The organism is Nitratireductor sp. J20-h4, assembly GCF_056780505.1.
This window is the reverse complement of record NZ_CM165557.1, coordinates 1,921,628-1,938,064: the sequence shown is the minus strand read 5'-3', so window position 1 is coordinate 1,938,064 and position 16,437 is coordinate 1,921,628. Positions and strand designations below refer to the sequence as shown.

General features: G+C 66.3%; 14 protein-coding genes. 7 read left to right on the top strand and 7 right to left on the bottom strand.

What is annotated here, in order from left to right:
• Nucleotides 1-109 precede the first annotated feature (109 nt).
• On the bottom strand, nt 110-5,923 hold the full coding sequence (locus ACT2B0_RS09450; RefSeq protein WP_473463979.1) for an apolipoprotein A-IV repeat region-like domain-containing protein: 5,814 nt from the start codon (nt 5,921-5,923) through the stop codon (nt 110-112).
• A gap of 272 nt (nt 5,924-6,195) precedes the next feature.
• Between ACT2B0_RS09450 and ACT2B0_RS09445 the strand changes: the two genes are divergently transcribed.
• From ACT2B0_RS09445 to ACT2B0_RS09435, 3 genes are all read left to right on the top strand, one after another.
• A complete protein-coding gene (locus ACT2B0_RS09445) occupies nt 6,196-6,570 on the top strand; it encodes an Hpt domain-containing protein (protein ID WP_473463976.1) in 375 nt (124 codons plus the stop codon).
• A 166-nt stretch (nt 6,571-6,736) separates the two neighbouring features.
• Entirely contained in the window at nt 6,737-7,057 is a 321-nt protein-coding gene (locus tag ACT2B0_RS09440; RefSeq protein WP_473463974.1) for a 2Fe-2S iron-sulfur cluster-binding protein, read from the top strand.
• Nucleotides 7,058-7,206: 149 nt separating this feature from the next.
• Complete coding sequence (locus ACT2B0_RS09435; RefSeq protein ID WP_473463971.1) at nt 7,207-8,226, top strand: NAD(P)/FAD-dependent oxidoreductase; 1,020 nt, start codon at nt 7,207-7,209, stop codon at nt 8,224-8,226.
• Nucleotides 8,227-8,248: 22 nt separating this feature from the next.
• Here ACT2B0_RS09435 and ACT2B0_RS09430 read toward each other — a convergent pair whose 3' ends face one another.
• Nucleotides 8,249-8,863 (bottom strand): DUF922 domain-containing Zn-dependent protease, encoded by a 615-nt coding sequence (locus ACT2B0_RS09430; RefSeq protein WP_473463968.1) that lies wholly within the window; start codon nt 8,861-8,863, stop codon nt 8,249-8,251.
• A gap of 110 nt (nt 8,864-8,973) precedes the next feature.
• Between ACT2B0_RS09430 and folP the strand changes: the two genes are divergently transcribed.
• The 3 genes from folP to folK are packed head-to-tail and all read left to right on the top strand — an operon-like array spanning nt 8,974 to nt 10,706.
• Nucleotides 8,974-9,837 carry a dihydropteroate synthase gene (gene folP / locus ACT2B0_RS09425; RefSeq protein WP_473463965.1) on the top strand — a complete coding sequence of 288 codons (864 nt, stop codon included), beginning with the start codon at nt 8,974-8,976 and terminating at the stop codon, nt 9,835-9,837.
• A 10-nt stretch (nt 9,838-9,847) separates the two neighbouring features.
• On the top strand, nt 9,848-10,207 hold the full coding sequence (folB, locus tag ACT2B0_RS09420) for a dihydroneopterin aldolase (RefSeq protein ID WP_473463962.1): 360 nt from the start codon (nt 9,848-9,850) through the stop codon (nt 10,205-10,207).
• A complete protein-coding gene (folK, locus tag ACT2B0_RS09415) occupies nt 10,191-10,706 on the top strand; it encodes a 2-amino-4-hydroxy-6-hydroxymethyldihydropteridine diphosphokinase (RefSeq protein ID WP_473463960.1) in 516 nt (171 codons plus the stop codon). Before folB ends, folK begins: the two co-directional genes overlap by 17 nt.
• Nucleotides 10,707-10,770: 64 nt before the next feature.
• Here folK and ACT2B0_RS09410 read toward each other — a convergent pair whose 3' ends face one another.
• The 4 genes from ACT2B0_RS09410 to ACT2B0_RS09395 form a co-directional block, all read right to left on the bottom strand.
• Nucleotides 10,771-11,310 (bottom strand): hypothetical protein, encoded by a 540-nt coding sequence (locus tag ACT2B0_RS09410; RefSeq protein WP_473463958.1) that lies wholly within the window; start codon nt 11,308-11,310, stop codon nt 10,771-10,773.
• 139 nt (nt 11,311-11,449) lie between these two features.
• Nucleotides 11,450-12,544 (bottom strand): YcjF family protein, encoded by a 1,095-nt coding sequence (locus ACT2B0_RS09405; protein ID WP_473463956.1) that lies wholly within the window; start codon nt 12,542-12,544, stop codon nt 11,450-11,452.
• On the bottom strand, nt 12,541-14,004 hold the full coding sequence (locus ACT2B0_RS09400) for a YcjX family GTP-binding protein (protein WP_481658475.1): 1,464 nt from the start codon (nt 14,002-14,004) through the stop codon (nt 12,541-12,543). Before ACT2B0_RS09400 ends, ACT2B0_RS09405 begins: the two co-directional genes overlap by 4 nt.
• Before the next feature lie 85 nt (nt 14,005-14,089).
• The gene (locus tag ACT2B0_RS09395) at nt 14,090-14,599 is read right to left on the bottom strand and encodes a SixA phosphatase family protein (RefSeq protein WP_473463949.1); all 510 of its coding nucleotides are present in this window, start codon (nt 14,597-14,599) and stop codon (nt 14,090-14,092) included.
• Nucleotides 14,600-14,820: 221 nt separating this feature from the next.
• Here ACT2B0_RS09395 and dksA point away from each other — a divergent pair, with 221 nt between their 5' ends.
• Nucleotides 14,821-15,237, top strand: a complete 417-nt coding sequence (gene dksA, locus ACT2B0_RS09390; RefSeq protein ID WP_106569272.1) for an RNA polymerase-binding protein DksA — start codon at nt 14,821-14,823, stop codon at nt 15,235-15,237.
• 159 nt (nt 15,238-15,396) lie between these two features.
• Here dksA and ACT2B0_RS09385 read toward each other — a convergent pair whose 3' ends face one another.
• Nucleotides 15,397-16,194, bottom strand: a complete 798-nt coding sequence (locus ACT2B0_RS09385; RefSeq protein ID WP_473463945.1) for a flagellar biosynthetic protein FliO — start codon at nt 16,192-16,194, stop codon at nt 15,397-15,399.
• Nucleotides 16,195-16,437 lie beyond the last annotated feature (243 nt).

The window sequence follows — 16,437 nt, the reverse complement described above, 5'->3', positions numbered from 1 at the left end:
GGCCTCCGGCTCCGCCGCCGGGCCGGCATAGTGGAGCATCGTATGCACATATATTGCCGAGAAAGAAAACGCGGCCGGGCGCTTGTCGCGCGTCCGGCCGCTTGCGGTCCTACCGCAACCGCCCGCTCGCATGGGCAAGCATGGTGTAGACCTTGCCGGTGTCGGAGGTGAGATAGGTTTCCGACACCATGTTGTCGCGGTCGTTGCGTGAAACGTCCTGCAGCAGCTTTTCGAAATCCTCGCAATAGCGGTCGACCGCGGCGCGGAATTCGCCGTCGACCTGATATTTGCGCCGGATCTCGTCAAAGGTCTGCTGGCCTTTCAGCGTGTAGAGCCGGCGCGTGAAGACGTTGCGCTCGCCGCGCCGATAACGCTGCCACAGTTCCACCGAGGCTTCGTGGTCGATGGCGCGGGCGATATCGACCGACAGCGAGTTGAGCGATTCCACCACATGCAGCGCCGAGCGCGGCGCGGCGGCGCGGGAGGCGGGCGCAGGCGCTTCCTCCTCCTGTGAGGCGCGGCGCAGCAGATTCTTCACCCAGCCGCCTTCCTGCGCGAGCTCGGTGTCGTTGCGACCGGCGGTCTCGGCCTCGGACGGGCCGATACTGCCACGCAGGGCCGGCTCGTCGACGGCCTCACGCACACGCGACTGTGCGGCCGGAGCCGGAGCCGGCCGCGGTCCACGCACGGGCTGCGGCGCGGCCTCGACCGGGCGGCGGGCCGTTTCGGCAGGGCGTGTCGTCGGCGTGGCGTCGGGCTGCGCTGCGGGATCCGAGACATCGTACATGCGGCCAGATTTGGCGACGATGTCAGCCAGTTCCTTGAGCGCGGCGATCTGTTCGGACACCGCGCGCCGGATCGCGCCGGTTGATTCCTTCGCCTCTTCGGGCATCTCGAGCACGCCGCGCTTCAGTTCGGAGCGGGTTTCCTCCAGCTCCGCGCGGATGGCGCCGGCGGTGCCGCGGATTTCCTGGGTGGCGTCGGCAAAGCGCGCGGTCGCCGCATCGATCACTTCCGAGATCGCGTTGCGAATCTGGTCCGTGGTCGCAATCGTACGGCCCTCCGCCTTTTCGATGGCGTCGCCGACGACGTTCTCGAACGACCGCATCAGGCCCTCGATGTCCTCGGATTTCTTGACCAGGCCGACGGCCAGTTCCTCGAGCGCCTTCTGGCGGTCCTCCAGCGTGGAGGTGAGGTTGGACTGGGCCGAGCCGATCAGGTCCTGGGCCTGCGCCAGAAGCTTGCTGTGCTCGTCGAAGCGGCTGGCGATCCCGGCGATCTCGTTGAGCGTCTGCGAGGACAGGTCCGACAGGCGGCCGACATTGGTGTCGATCATGCGCGCCGAGCTGGCGAAGGTCTGGGCGGCCTTTTCGGTCGACGCGGCAAAATTCTGCGTCGCGCCGGTCAGGCGTTCGTCGACCGCGCCGAGATTGCCGGTGGCGCCTTCGATCAACTCGCCGAGACGGCTGCTGGAGTGCGCCAGGCGGTCGAGCAGTTCGTTGACCTTGCCGGCCAAAGTCTCGCGCGCGCCTTCCATGGCCGACAGCGATTCGGCGGTGCGGCTGGCGATGGCGTTGACCAGCGCGGTATTTTCGCTGCGCAGGCGCTCGGTCGCCTTCTGGGTGGCCGTCTCGAGGCTCTTCTGCAGTTCGCCGCCCGATTCTTCAAAGCTCTCGATCAGCGGACGCGCCTTTTCGTCGATGATGCGGGCAATGTCGGCCGAGCGGCTCGCCAGCAGATCGTTGAGCTCGCGTGTGCGCTCGTCGAGCGTCTTGGCGGCTTCCTCGGTGCGCTGGCCGATATGCTGGTTCACCGCCGAGAAGGTCTCGGCGATCACGTTGGCGCGCGAAACCAGTTGGGTCTCGGTCTTCGACACCTGCTCGACCAGCTTTTCGCCGATCCGCTCGGCACTGCCGGCAAGCCGTTCCTCGGCGGTCTGGATCTGGCCGCCAACCTTGTTGACGATCGATTCGGCGCCGTCTCCGAGCCGCTTTTCGACATCGGAAAGCGTCGCGGCGATCTGCTCGGCGCGCTTGGCCAGCTCGCTCGAGGTTTCCTGGGTGCGCTGGACGATGCGCTCGTCGGCCTCCTGGAAAGCACGCACGATGCCGCCGGAGCGTTCGAGCAGCGTCCTGGCCGAGCTTTCGGCGCGCGCGGCCAGCTTCTCGTCGGCCTGCTCGAACACGCGCGAGATCGCCTCGGCGCGTTCGCCGAGCGTCCTGGACGTTTCGCCGGCGCGCGCGGCCAGCTTTTCGTCGGCCGCGTCGAACGCGCTCGACAGCGCGACGGCGCGCTGCGACAGCTTTTCGCCGGTTGCGGCGACGCGCTGGTCGAGAGTGCGTCCGGCCTCGTCGAAGGCCTGGGTGACGTCGTCGGCCCGGCCGAGAAGCGTCGTCGCGGTCTGTTCGACCCGCTTGGCGATGCGCTCGTCTGCGTCCTCGAACACCTTGCCGGCGTCGTCCGACAGCGTGGTGGTGATTTCCAGAACCTTGTCGCGCAGGGATCCGGCCACGACCATGGCGGTGTTTTCGATCGTCGCGCGGACATTGTCCACACCGACGTCGAGCGCGCGCTGCATGGTGCTCGTGCGCTCTTCGATCACACCGGTCTGGCGGCGGAAGGTCTCCTCGATCTTCTCGACGTCGCCGGCGAGCGCCTGGGTGATGTCGCCTCGGCTCCGCGACAGGAGGTCGATATGAGCCTGGACCGCGGCGTCGACCATCGAACGGGTCTCGGAAAGCTTCTCCAGATCCTGCTCGAGCGCGCGCGCCATGATGTTGCGGCCTTCGGCGAGCTTGCCGACATGCGCGGTCACCGAGGAATCGATGTTGCGATTGGCTTCGGCGAGCTTGTTGAGGTCCTCGTCGAGCGCGCGCGACAATTCGTGGCGGCGGCCGGCGAGGTTTTCGAGATGCTCGTTGACCACCGAATCGATCAAGGCACGCGTGTCGGACAGTTTTGACAGGTCGTCCTCGAGCGCCTGGGTCAGCACGTTGCGGCCATCGGCCAGACGGGCGACGTGGTCGGCGATCGCCTGGTCGATCATGCCGCGTGTCTCCGACAGCCGCACCAGATCGGCCTCGATCGAGGCGGCCACCTGGTCGCGACCCTCCGACAGCCGGGTCAGCTGTTCGCTGACCATCGCCTCGATGTTCGAGCGCGTCGATTCGATCTGCTGCATGTCGGCGTCGAGAGCCTGCGACAGGATGTTGCGGCCTTCGGCCAGCTTGCCGACATGGGCGGTAACCACGCCGTCGATCTCGGAACGGGCGTCGGTCAGGCGGGAAAGGTCCTCGTCGAGCGCCTGGCGGAACAGCTTGCGACGTTCCGACAGCGTGCCGAGATGTTTCATGACCACGCCGTCGATTTCGGCCCGCGTCTCGGAGAGCCTTTGCAGATCCTCGTCGAGCGCGCCGGAAATCGTGCTGCGCCCCTCGGCCAGCTTGTCGAGATGGGCTGCGACCGCCTGCTCGACATGGGCGATGTCGCGCTGGACGGTGTCGGTGATCGCGTTGCGGTGCTCGGCCAGCTTGTCGATCTGGGTCTGGACCACCGATTCGATGCCGGACAGATCATCCTGCAGCGCCTGGGTGAGGGCGCCGCGGCCCTCGACCAGCCTGTCGACATGTTGCGACACAACCGAATCGATTTCGGCGCGCGTGTCGGCAAGCCGGCCAAGATCGTCGTCGAGCGCCTGGCGGAAAAGTTTTCGGCCTTCGGCGAGCTTGCCGATATGGCCGACGACCACGCCGTCGATTTCGGAGCGGGCCTCGGAAAGCTGCAGCAGGTCGGCTTCCAGGGCCTGGCTCAGCCGCTCGCGACCGTCGTTCAGACGCTCGAGCTGTCCCGAAACGAGAGCGCCCAGCTTTTCGGCTTCGCCGTCGAAGGCCTCCGTCAGCAGGTTGCGGTTTTCAGACAGCTTGTCGATCTGGGTGGCGACCGTGTGCTCGACGCGGGCGATATCTTCGTCGAGCGCGCGCGTGATCTCGCCGCGGCCCTGCTGGATCTGTTCCAGATGGCCGGACACCACGCCGTCGATCTCGGCGCGCGCCTGGGTGAGGTGGGACAGGTCGTCGTCGAGCGCCTGACGGAACAGTTTGCGACCTTCGGCGATCTTGCCGATATGGCCGGCAACCACGCCGTCGATCTCCGTGCGCGCCTCGGCGAGATGCTGCAGATCGGAATCGAGCGCGGCGGTGAGTTGCGTCCGGCCTTCGGCGAGCTTGTCGACATAGCCGGATACGACGTCGTCGATGGTCGTGCGCTCGCCATGCAGGCGCTGAAGATCTGCCTCCAGCAGTTCCGACATGCGGTTGCGGCCGGCCTCGAGCTTCTCGCCGAAGGCGGCGGCGCGGTCGTCGAGCATGGTCGCGGTGGACTGGACGAGCTCGGACATCTCGCTGCCGATGCGCGCCTTGCCCTCGTCGACGGCGGTCGAGATTTCATCGCGGCCGGTGCGGAAGGCGTCGGCGAGCTCGCGCGAGCGTTCGGCCAGCGTTTCGTTGATCTGGCGCGCCCGCGCCTCGAGCGCGGCGTTGAGCTTTTCGGCGCCGGTGTCGACAGCCTGAGCCCTGGTCTCGAATTCGCTGATCAGCGACTGGCCGCGCTCGGCGAGCGTGCGCTCGATCTCCTGCAGCCGGCCGTCGAATTCGCGTGTCAGGGTCTCGGTGGACGCACCCAGCAGCGAAACCATGCCGCTGGTGCGCTCGTCGAGCAGGTCCGACAGCGAACGCGCCGCCGTCTCCGTCTTTTCGGTCAGCGACACGATCCGCTCATCGAGCAGGCTCGCGAACGCCTCGCCGGACACCGAAATGCGGCTGGCGATGGTTTCGACGCGCTCGTCGATCGCGCCCTGCAGCGTGTCGCCGCGTTCGCCAATCTGGGCAAGCAGCGTCTCGCCCGCGGTTGCGATGGTGGAATTGAGCGTGCCGGAGGCGTTGGAAACCGTATCCTGGATCAGGTCGCTGGCGCTGTTGAGCTCGTCGCGGATCAGCTCATGCGCGCCGGCGATCGAGGCCCGTACCCGCTCGGCATGGCTGATGACAGCTTCGCGTTCCGTTCCAAGACCGTCGACCAATAGCCTGATACGCCTTTCGTTTTCGGAATAGGCGTTCTCGAGTTCGTTGACTTCCGTATGAACCAGCGTTTCGAGTTCGACCGCGCGCGCCAGGGTGCGTTCGATCCCTTCGCCCATCGCCTGGACCTCGCGTCGCACGGCCTGGCTGACCGTCATGATGCGTTCCTGGGAGAGGGCTTCGGGGTCGACCAGGCGGAAGGCGACTTCGGTCATCGACTGGGCGGCCAGGCGCATTTCCTGGGCGCGGCGGACCATCACGGCGAAGGCCCAGAACAGCAGCACCGGAACGAGAACGCCAGCGGCGATCGCGATGGCCCCCGGCGTGGCCAGCAACTGGTCGAAACTGCGCACCTGCCAGATCGCGGGCGCGAACAGATAGTGCCCGAGCGCCAGCCCTGCGCTGATCCACAGCACCGACAGTGTCGCCGCGATCCAGTACACGGTCCCCGACGGCCGCTGATTGAGGGTCGCCAGCATGCTGGTATAGTTTTTCTGGCGGTCGTCATTGGCCGGCGCAAAGGACGGGCGGGCCGCGCCTGCGGCGGCGTCGGGCGTGGCCGGACGCAAGTCGGCGCGCGACGCGTCCTTGGCAACTGGCGTGTCGGCCTTCGCCGCGGGGGTCTGTTTTTCCCGCGTTTTCGGCTGGCTTTCAGCCTTTGGCTCTTCCTCGTCGCCACGGCCTTCGCGCGCCAGTTCCTCGGCGGCCGCCGATATCTGGGCCTCCAGTTCGGCCATCGAAGCGGAAAGATCGATTTCCTGATCGTTCAGATCGAATTCGAGCGATTCAGCGAGATCGCTCTCGACATCGCTTTCAAGCTTCTTGGTCGTCGTTGTCTTACGCGCCATGCCGCTGGTACCCTGTTATTCCACGTGCAAACCCGCCTCGCGTCCGCACGCTACGCCCCGTATACGCCACACAATTTTGGTGGACGTATCGTAGTGGCACACAGGGGTAAAGAAAACACGCATTTGTGCGCATGCCTAAAAGTTTAAACATAGGGTTAACGCGCTTTCACGATTCTGGTCCAAAATCGGTCACAAAGCGGCAGTTTCGATTAACCCGTTATCCACGCCCGTGAATTAGGGTTTGGAGTGTTGGGACAGAACGGGTGAAGAGTATGGCGTATCCGAGCGTAGAGGTCGTGCCGTTTGCGATGCCGGGCGGCGAAACATGCGTTGCCTCGCGGCGCCGGCCGATCGATCTGGTGCATCTGGCCAGGCAGACTATGGGAGACCGGGCGCTTGAACAGGAAGTCCTGTCGATGTTCGTCCAGCAGGCCCAGAGCGTGCGCGACCAGATCGGTCGCTCCGATGCGGCGCAGCGCCGGTTTCTCGCCCACGGCCTGAAAGGCTCCGCGCGTGGCGTCGGCGCCTTCATCGTTGCCGAACTGGCCGACGCGTTGGAGACCGATCCGGACGACAAGCGGGCTGTCGACGGACTTTCCAAAGCCATCGAGGACGTGCGCGATTTCGTTGCGGCGATCAACCGTTAATCGAGACCGCTGCAAACTCGGTCGGGCCGTTTGGTTTTCGTCCGCGGGCGCGAGGCCGTGTGGCGGGATGTGCCACCCGTCGATCCCGCCGGTGCGACGACGGCGCGGTTGACACAAGTGGCGAAGCGGTTAAGTCGGCAGGTCACTTTCTGTCGGGATCGCCTGTATGACCAAGATCACCTATATCGCGCATGACGGAACCAAGTTCGATGTCGACGCCGAGGACGGCTCGACCGTGATGGAAAACGCCATCAAGAACGCGGTTCCCGGCATCGAGGCCGAATGCGGGGGCGCCTGCGCCTGCGCCACATGCCACGTCTATGTCGACGAGGCCTGGACCGAAAAAGTCGGCGAGCCCGAGGCGATGGAAGAAGACATGCTCGACTTCGCCTACGACGTGCGCCCGAATTCACGGCTGTCGTGCCAGATCACGGTGCGCTCCGAGCTCGACGGGCTGGTCGTGACCGTGCCGGAGCGTCAGGCCTGAACGGGCCCTATCCTTATTCGCTTTCGTTCGCATCGCCGCCGCCGACGCGGGCGCCGTGTTGCCGGGGTGCGGCGAAAATCCGTTTGCGCCGGCAGCCGGAAGCACTCTAGCGTGCCATCGACTGCAGCGGCCGGAGCGCGAGACCAATCATGACGACACAGACCGACGTTCTCATCATCGGTGCGGGGCCCGTCGGCCTGTTCGCCGTGTTCGAGCTGGGTCTGCTCGACATGAAATGCCATCTGATCGACATTCTCGACCGTCCGGGCGGCCAGTGCGCCGAGCTCTATCCCGAAAAACCGATCTACGACATTCCGGCGTGGCCGGTCATTTCGGCCCAGGAACTGGTCGACAAATTGATGGAGCAGATCGCGCCGTTCAAGCCGGGCTTTACCTTCAACCGCATGGTCACCGGCCTGGAGCGGCTGGACGAGGGCGGTTTTCGCGTCACCACCGACGAAAACGAGATTTTCGAGGCCAAGGTCGTGGTCATCGCGGCCGGCGGCGGATCGTTTCAGCCCAAGCGCCCGCCGATCCCCGGCATTGAGGCGTTTGAGGGCAAGAGCGTGTTTTATTCCGTGCGGCGGATGGAGGAATTTCGCGGTCACGACCTGCTGATCGTCGGCGGCGGCGATTCCGCGCTCGACTGGACGCTCAACCTGCAGCCGGTCGCCAGATCGCTGACGTTGGTGCATCGCCGTCCGGAATTCCGCGCTGCGCCCGACAGCGTCAACAAGATGTATGCGCTGCAGGAAACGAAGGCGCTCGATTTTCAGGTCGGCCAGGTCAAGGAGCTGATCGGCGAGGACGGCATGTTGAAGGCGGCCGTGATCAAGGGGCCGGACGGCGATGTCGAGATTGCCTGCACGCGCATGCTGCCGTTCTTCGGCTTGACGATGAAACTGGGGCCGATCGCGGATTGGGGGCTCAATCTGCACGAGAACCTGATCCCGGTCGATACGGAAAAGTTCGAAACCTCCGAGCCCGGCATTTTCGCCATCGGCGACATCAACTGGTATCCGGGCAAGCTCAAGCTGATCCTGTCGGGTTTCCACGAGGCGGCGCTGATGACGCAGGCCGCCAAGCGCATCTGCAACCCCGGCGAACGCGTGGTCTTCCAGTACACGACATCGTCGACAAGCCTGCAGAAAAAGCTCGGCGTGAGCTGAAGACGGCGTCGCGGCCGGCGGTCTATTGCGACTGCCGGCGCTTTTCCATCCGCTGCAGGCGGTAGGTCAAAAGCCGCATCATCCGGTCCTCGAAGGTCTTGCCTTCGACGCGGTCGAACCGTTCCTGGGCCTGGTCGTGCTTTTGCATGACATAGGCGGTGACGCGGTCGACCTTTTCCTTCAGGGCCGCGCAATCGCGGCGCCGGTCGATGCGTCGAAGCCGCTGTTCGAGCTCGCGCGCGTGCCTTTTGGCGATCTGGACGTGGAATTCCTCGTGCCGCTTGATATCGGCCGACAGCGTGTCCCAGATCAAACGCGTGTCGCCGTCGGCGCGCCGCCGCTGGACCCAGCGCGGCAGGATGATGCGGGCCGCGACCGAGACGCTGACCTTGTCGATCGCGCACCAGCGATCGGTGCTGGCATGGGTCAGCTTGGTCGAAAATTTCATCCGCGTGGCGCCGGGGTGGCGTTGGCCGGTGCTTTGCACCTGGGGGCCGCGCTTGGACAGCTCCCGGTCGATCTCCTCCAGCGTGCGTCCGCCGATCGAAAAATAGCTGTAGCTGCGCGACACGGTCTGGGCCGCCACGGCGGCCGTGCCGGCAAGCAATATCGTCAGGGCGTAGACTGACCTTCTCATGGCGGCCGATCCCGGTTAAGGCCAAGGATTGACCATGCGCCAGACCGGCAGGCGGCGCAACCAGAAAGCCGGTGTGCTGCAGGCATCGCCGGACCCGGAGCATAGCGACGATGAGCGAGGACGCGATCACGACGGAACCGACGATTTGGCCTCTCGCCCACGGCCGTAGCCTCACCCTCGGCCCCAAGGCGGTGGTGATGGGCATTGTCAACGTCACGCCGGACAGTTTTTCCGACGGCGGCCTGTTCGCCAACCGCGATGCGGCGGTCGAGGCGGCCCTCGCGATGGAGGCGCAAGGCGCCGCGATCGTCGATATTGGCGGCGAATCGACCCGGCCGGGCGCCGGCGCGGTCGATGCCGAAACGGAGCAATCGCGGGTGCTGCCGGTGATCGCGGCGCTGGCGCGCCGCTCCGACGTTTTGATTTCCGTCGATACCTATCGCGCCGAAACGGCGCGCAGGGTGATCGCGGCCGGCGCCCATATCATCAACGATATCTGGGCCTTGCAGCACGATCCTGAAATGGCGGCCGCAATCGTGGAGAGCGGCGCCGGCGCGGTGTTGATGCACAACAGTCGCGCACGCGCGCTCGAAGCCGACCTCATCGAGGATCAACGCGTCTTCCTGCAGCGCTCGCTCGCCATCGCACGCGGCGCCGGGCTCGGCACAGACCGCATCGTGCTCGACCCGGGCTTCGGATTCGGCAAGGAGACGGCGGCGGTCAATCTGGAACTCGCCGCGCGTTTCGGCGAACTGCACGCGCTCGGGCGGCCCTTGCTCGCCGGGACGTCGCGCAAGCGTTTCATCGGCCACGTCACCGGTCGCGAGCCCGGCGCGCGGGGGGCGGGAACGGCCGCGACCAGCGTCTTTCTGCGCATGAAAGGCGCGGCGGTTTTTCGGGTGCACGACGTCGCAATCAACGTGGATGCGCTGAAGATGGTGGATGCTATGCTGGCCGCCCGTCCGCAACGCTGAGAGCGCCGCCATGTATGTCATCCGGCTGAAAAACTGCGCCTTTTTCGCACGTCACGGCGTGTACGACGCCGAGGAGGCGCTGGGGCAGCGGTTCTATGTCGATGCCGCGCTGACCGTCGATCCGCAAAAGCCGCTCGAAGCGGACGACATCGGCGCCACCGTCGACTATGGCGCGGCGTTCCAGGTAATCGAGGAGATCGTGACTGGAAAACGTCGGTTCCTGATCGAGGCGCTGGCACGCGATGTCGCCAGGCAGCTGTGCGAGCGCTTTCCGCAGATCAAGCAGGCGGAAATCACCGTCAGGAAGCCGAACGCGCCGGTGCCGGGCGTGCTCGACCATGTGGAGGTGACGCTTGTCTGGCCGCAATGAGGTCCGCGCCTTTCTCGGGCTCGGCGGCAATCTCGGCGACCCGCTGGCGGCGATGGCGGCGGCGCTGCGTCTCATCGATGCCGACGGTTCGACCCGGGTGGTGACGGTCTCCTCCGTCTATCGCACGCCGCCCTGGGGCGCGGTGGCGCAACCGGATTTTCTCAATTGCGTGGCCGAGCTTCGCACCACGCTTTACCCGCGCGCCCTGCTTGAACTGTGTCTGGGGGCCGAGCGGGAATTGAAACGCGTGCGCACCATACCGGGCGGTCCGCGGGTGATCGATGTCGACGTGCTGTGCCATGGCGCCACGACGCTTTGCGAAGACGGGCTCGAACTCCCGCATCCGCGCATGCTGCAACGCGCCTTCGTGCTGCTACCGTTGCGGGAAATCGCGCCGGACCTGACCTTCGACGGTTTTGGCGTCGAGCATTATCTCGACAGGGTCGACGCGGGCGGCATCAGCGTCGTCGAAACGGGCGATGACTGGTGGCGCGGCTAGGACCCGTTTTGGAAACGATCGGGTGGACTGAGGCGGCGCCGGTCCGCCAAGCGGCGCGAAAACCCTATTTGCGCGACACGGCTCCGACCGCGGTGGCGTCGACCCGCTTCAAATTCATGCCGATGACCGGCACGAGTTCCTTGTCGACGCGTACCGAGACGGTGACGTTCATGGCGTCGTCGCCCTTCATGCGGGCCAGCATGGCGCCGTTGAGCTTGTCGCGGTTGAGCGACATCACGGCGCGCGAGCCATTGATGTTGCCGCCGACGATGTCGAGCCCCTTGCCGCTGGCGCCGTCGAGAAACGTGCCCCGATAGCCCTTGCCATGGCGCACGATCGAGGCCGACATTTTTTGTGAAAACACGCCGACGCGGCAGCTCCCGCCGAGTGTCATGCCAACCTTGTCGGAATGCGCGGCGCCGGTGAGCGTGCAGGTGAATTTGGTGCCTTTGTACTTGCCGGCGACGATCTCGCCGGGGCCGACCCATTCGCCGCGGACCGACTTGAAGAAAGTGTGGTCGCGATCAGCGGCAAGCGCCGTGGCCTGCGAGAAAAACAATGCCGCGGCTGCCGACGGCAAGAGTGTGCGAAGAACACGATTCATCTGGCTACCCGGTCACCGAAATACTGGACGCGACGGCCGATCCTTGACCCAGAATGGTTAATGCTTTGTCTAGGCCGCGCGGCTTTGTCGCAGAATGCGCAACTCCGCGCCGTCTTTCAAGCGCGGATTTCGCGGCTTTTCATGCGGAAGGAGGCTGCTTTTCCGCTTTTTCGCCGACCAGCCGGGTCAGCGCGGAAAGAAAATCGCCCATTCCGGGTCGTTTTTGCGCACGGAAGGGCAGGGGCCTTGCGGCCTCCATCGCGGCGATGCCGATCCGAACCGTCATCATGCCGTTGACCACGCCTTCGCCGAGCTTCGCCGACAGGCGCGCGGCCAGGCCGTGGCCGAGAATCTGCTGGACGATACTGTCGCCGGCGGCGATCGAGCCGGTGACCGCGAGATGGGCGAGCACCGAGCGCATCAGGCGGAAAAAGCCGAGCGTGCCGGGACGGCCGCCGTAGAGATCGGCGATCCGGCGCACGAGCCGAACGGCTTCGTAAAGCACGTAGACAAGGTCGACCAGCGCCCGCGGGCTGACGGCGGTGACCAGCGACACCCGCTTTCCCGCGTCAAGCACAAGCCGGCGCGCGCGCCTGTCGAGCGGTGCCAGCAATTCGGTCTCGGCCAGGGCGATCAGGTCGGGCGCGTCGATGACGTCGTCACGCAACGCGTCCAGCGCGGCGCGACCGGCTGCGGTGTCGGGCTTGGCGGCGAGAAAACCGGATAGATCGTCGGTCAGTTCGCGGGCCGCTTTTGGGTCGGCGCGCGCCACGACATCGTCGGCGCGGCGGCGCATGCGCTCGACCGAGGCCAGTCGCATCAAGGCCAGGACTTCGCGCAGCAGGATTGCCGCCAGCGCCGCGCCGGCAAGCGCGGTCAGGCCGATCGCGGTCCAGCCGAGCCAGTCGGCGCGGGCAAACAGGTCGCGCACCAGGCGATCGATCCACAGGCCGACGGCAAGCGATATCAGGATGCCGGTGGCGCCGAAAAACAGCGAGGCAAGCCGCGAGCGGCGCGGCGCCGGCGGCAGCGGCCGCAGTTCGGCGTCGGCGCCGTCTTCGAAATAGTCGACCTCGTCCTTCTTGACGGCGACCAACTCGTCGCCGCGCACGGCGCGCGGCCGGCGTGGTTTTCGATCTGCGGGCGCGTCGGCCGTCTTGCCCGCCGTGGCCGGCTTGGAGGGAGCCTCGTGCGCCGGCAGGCGGAAGGCGGCGGGCTTGCGGTCGTTGCTCATGCCAGCCGGTCCCCGAGCAGGAATTGCAGCGCCCGGTCGAGCCGGATATGCGGCAGGACCAGCGAAAGGCCGTCGGCGGACCGTTCCAGGCGTGGCGGACGGAAGCGCACGAAACGCACCGTCTCGACGGGCGTCGTGTTGGCGGCGGCGTCGAAAAGCGGCCCGATATTGTCCGGAAGGTCGCCGGGAAAGACCGCGGTCTCGGTCTCGCCGTCGAAGGTCTCGTCGCCGATCGTCTCGCCGTCAAGCGGCGTACCGATGATCACCGGCAGATCCTCGCCGCCCTGCCGGACCGTGCCCTCGCGGGTGGCGCGCAATGCGGCCAATGCGACGGCGTCGACCTCGGCGCCGGTCAGCCGCGCCCGGGCCACGGCGCGGTCGGCGAGCCGGCGCACGATGGTCTGTAGCCGGTCGTGGTTTTCGTGGTGCAGATGGTCCGCCTTGGTCGCCGCGACCAGGATGCGGTCGATGCGGCGTGTCACCAGGTCGGTGACCAGGTTGCCGCGTCCGGGCCGGAAGCAGGACAGAATATCGGTCAGTGCGCGCTCGAGGTCGGCGAGCGCGGCCGGGCCGGCATTGAGCGCCTGCAGGGCGTCGACCAGCACGATCTGCCGGTCGAGCCGGGTGATGTGCTCGCGAAAGAACGGCTTCACGACATGGGTCTTATAGGCCTCGAACCGGCGCTCCATCATCGCGTAGAGCGAGCCGGGGCGTGTGCGGCCGGTCTTTTTCTGCGGCAGCGGGGCGAAGGTCAGCGCCGGCGAGCCATCGAGGTCGCCGGGCATCAGCAGACGGCCGGGCGGCAGGGTGGAGAGCGCGCGGCTGTCGTCCTTGCAGGCTCTCAGATAGGCGGCGAAGCGGTCGGCGAGCGCCTTTGCCGTCATCTCGTCGGCATCGGCTTCGGGATCGACCGCGCTTGCCGCGGCCAGCCAGTCGGCGGCGAGGTCGGCGCGTACCGGCAGTTCGGCCAGTTCGCGCAATTCGCGGCAGAAGGTGGCGTAGCTCTTGCCGAGCAGCGGCAGGTCGAGCAGCCACTCGCCCGGATAGTCGACGATATCGACCGACAATTGGCCGCGCGAGAACATGCGTCCCCAGGCCGAGGCCGATTCGTAGGCGATCGTCAGGCGCAGTTCGGATATCGCCCGGGTCGATTCGGGCCAGCGGCGCTCCCTCACCAGGGCGTCGATATGGTCCTCGTACTGGAAGCGCGGCACGGCATCGTCGGGCTGTTCCTCAAGAAAGGCGCGCGCGATACGGCCGGTCTTCTGGGCCTCGAACAACGGCAGGCGCCCGCCATGGATCAGATTGTGCACCAGCGAAGAGATGAAAACCGTCTTGCCGGCCCGCGACAGGCCGGTCACGCCGAGCCTGATATTCGGGGCGACGATGCCGGTGGCGCGGCTGGCGAGCGTGTCGAGCGCGATCAGCGCCTCGTCGGCATAGGTTGTCAGGGACGCCAAATCGCCTCCGTGCGGTTGCGCTCAAACCTCACCGATATAGGCAGCGTGTCCGCGAATTGGAATGGAGCCACGGCTCCACATGCGCTCATGCGGACTCCGGCGTCAGAAAAACATCGAAGCGCGCATCGGCGGCCGACGCCTCGAAAAGCGGTCCTACAAAGGAAAACACCGCCAGCCCGGCGGTCGGGAAACCGCGCGCCAGGCGCTGGCGGGCCTCCTCGTTTCCGTGCCGGGCGAAAGCCAGGGCCAGTTCCTCGATCATCGGGTTATGCCCGACGATCAACAGCGCTTCGGCGTCGCCATTGTTGCGCATGATGGTCAGATAGGCGCCGGGATCCGACCCATAGAGCGTGTCCGACATCCGCGCCTCGCCGGGCTTGCGCCCGAGGACGGCGGCCACGCCCTGCCAGGTCTCGAGCGCCCGGCGGGCCGGCGAGCACACGACCGCGCTCGGCACATGGCCGCCGGCGCGCATCGCCGCGCCGATCGCGGCGGCCTGGCGGCGGCCGTCCTCGGTCAGGGCGCGATCGTAATCGCGCCCGCCCGGCTCGGCCCAGGCCGCCTTGGCGTGGCGCAGCAGAAAGAGGCGGCTCATCCAGGTCTCCCGTCCGGCGCCACACGCACCGTGTCCGATCCTGTTCCTAAGGCATCCGCCATGGCCGGCGCAATATCGCCGCTGGCGCCGGCATTGTGTCGCGCCGGCGCCGGGGGGCGGGACTCACGTCTGACAAAGACGTGATTTCCCCGACCTTTGTGCTTGTGCCGTCAGATTCGCCCGAATATATAAGCGCCGGTTCATTGTGCGGGGTGACTCGAATGAGTGGAACCAAAGAACAGAACTACGTCCCGTCCGAGGACGAGCCGTTCATGAACGAACGGCAGAAGACCTATTTCAGGACCAAGCTGATCTCGTGGAAGAACGATATTTTGCGGGAAGCACGCGAAACCCTGGAATCGTTGCAGCAGGAAAACGCCAATCATCCCGATCTCGCCGACCGCGCGTCGTCGGAAACCGACCGGGCGATCGAATTGCGCGCCCGCGATCGTCAGCGCAAGCTGATCTCCAAGATCGATGCCGCCTTGCAGCGCATTGATGACGGCACGTATGGCTATTGCGAGGAAACCGGCGAGCCGATCTCGCTCAAGCGCCTCGACGCGCGGCCGATCGCGACCTTGTCGATCGAGGCGCAGGAGCGGCACGAACGGCGCGAAAAGGTCTATCGCGACGATTGAGAGGCCCAGTAGGCGGCATGGTGGAACGAGGCGGCTGACGAGGCCGTCTTTTTTCATGCGTTATTGATCGGCGGGGCGGCGATTTTCGTCAGGCCTGCTACGCGCTCGTTATTCGCGCGTCGTCCGAAGCCCGAAACACGTCCGAAACCGCGCCGAACACTACTTTCCCTCGCGTGACAGCTCGCCGAGCAGTTTTGTCATTTCGTCGTCGAGCGAGCCGTCCTTGGCCCGGGTCTTCGGGGCTTCCGCGCTCAAGGACTGATTGAGCTCGCGCAGCAGCGCATCGTCCAGGTCGCTGTCGTCGTGCGTGGCGGGCGCGGGCGCCGGCGCCGGTTTGGGCGCGGCCGCGGCAACAGGTGCCGCGGGTGCCTGTGCTGCAGGTCGTGCCGGTGCCGGCTGAGGCCTGGGGGCGGGTGCCGGTTCCGCCTGGCGCCAGGCGGGGGCTTGTTTGGCGGCCGGCGGTGCAGGCTGCGGCGACGGCGGCCGGGCCACGGGTGGCGCGGCGGGGCGCGCGGGAGGCGCCGTACGCTCAGGACCACGCAAGCCCGAAAACGGCCTGGCCGCGGTGTGTTCCTTCTTCTCCGGTGCGGGCGCCGGCTGCGGCGGGGGCTGGCGCACCGGCGCTTCGGCCTCGTCGGTGATCGAGCGCGACGCCTTGTGGATCATGCGAATGTCCTGTTCGACGACGATGTCGCTCGTGCCGCCGATCAAAATGAGATGTTCCACGTCGTCGCGCCTGACCAGGACCAGGCGGCGGCGTGTGTCGATCGCGGTGGCGTCCATGACGGCGAGCCTGGCCTTGCGGTTGCGTCCGCCGGCGATGAAGGTCCCGGCCGTAATGCCGCGCAGCAGGCGCAAGGCGAGCAGAACGATGACGATGATCACCAGGGCCAGGAGGACCCAGCCGACCAGCGGTGCGTATTGAGGTCCGATCATCCCGTCCAGCCATGCTGTCATTGTCGCTTCCTTTCCCCCCGCGTTCTGGTAGCGAACACTAAAACGTTTCATGTTCAAATGGAAACGCTTCGCGCCGTGTTTGCCGCAGATATCGACCGACGGGTTGAACCGGTCGGGGCGGCGGCGCGCCGGCGCCGGAATATGGGTGCTCGGCGTATCGCCGCGCCCGAATTCCGGCCGGGCCCGGTTGGGGTTGCGTGACGGAATCTGACGGCAAGCGGGCAGACGGGCTTTCGCCTGCGC

Excerpts from the sequence above, each read along its gene's own strand:
- ACT2B0_RS09450 (WP_473463979.1), bottom strand. The coding sequence starts at position 5,923 with ATGGCGCGTAAGACAACGACGACCAAGAAGCTTGAAAGCGATGTCGAG.
- ACT2B0_RS09445 (WP_473463976.1), top strand. The coding sequence starts at position 6,196 with ATGGCGTATCCGAGCGTAGAGGTCGTGCCGTTTGCGATGCCGGGCGGC.
- ACT2B0_RS09440 (WP_473463974.1), top strand. The coding sequence starts at position 6,737 with ATGACCAAGATCACCTATATCGCGCATGACGGAACCAAGTTCGATGTC.
- ACT2B0_RS09435 (WP_473463971.1), top strand. The coding sequence starts at position 7,207 with ATGACGACACAGACCGACGTTCTCATCATCGGTGCGGGGCCCGTCGGC.
- ACT2B0_RS09430 (WP_473463968.1), bottom strand. The coding sequence starts at position 8,863 with ATGAGAAGGTCAGTCTACGCCCTGACGATATTGCTTGCCGGCACGGCC.
- folP (WP_473463965.1), top strand. The coding sequence starts at position 8,974 with ATGAGCGAGGACGCGATCACGACGGAACCGACGATTTGGCCTCTCGCC.
- folB (WP_473463962.1), top strand. The coding sequence starts at position 9,848 with ATGTATGTCATCCGGCTGAAAAACTGCGCCTTTTTCGCACGTCACGGC.
- ACT2B0_RS09410 (WP_473463958.1), bottom strand. The coding sequence starts at position 11,310 with ATGAATCGTGTTCTTCGCACACTCTTGCCGTCGGCAGCCGCGGCATTG.
- ACT2B0_RS09405 (WP_473463956.1), bottom strand. The coding sequence starts at position 12,544 with ATGAGCAACGACCGCAAGCCCGCCGCCTTCCGCCTGCCGGCGCACGAG.
- ACT2B0_RS09395 (WP_473463949.1), bottom strand. The coding sequence starts at position 14,599 with ATGAGCCGCCTCTTTCTGCTGCGCCACGCCAAGGCGGCCTGGGCCGAG.
- dksA (WP_106569272.1), top strand. The coding sequence starts at position 14,821 with ATGAGTGGAACCAAAGAACAGAACTACGTCCCGTCCGAGGACGAGCCG.
- ACT2B0_RS09385 (WP_473463945.1), bottom strand. The coding sequence starts at position 16,194 with ATGACAGCATGGCTGGACGGGATGATCGGACCTCAATACGCACCGCTG.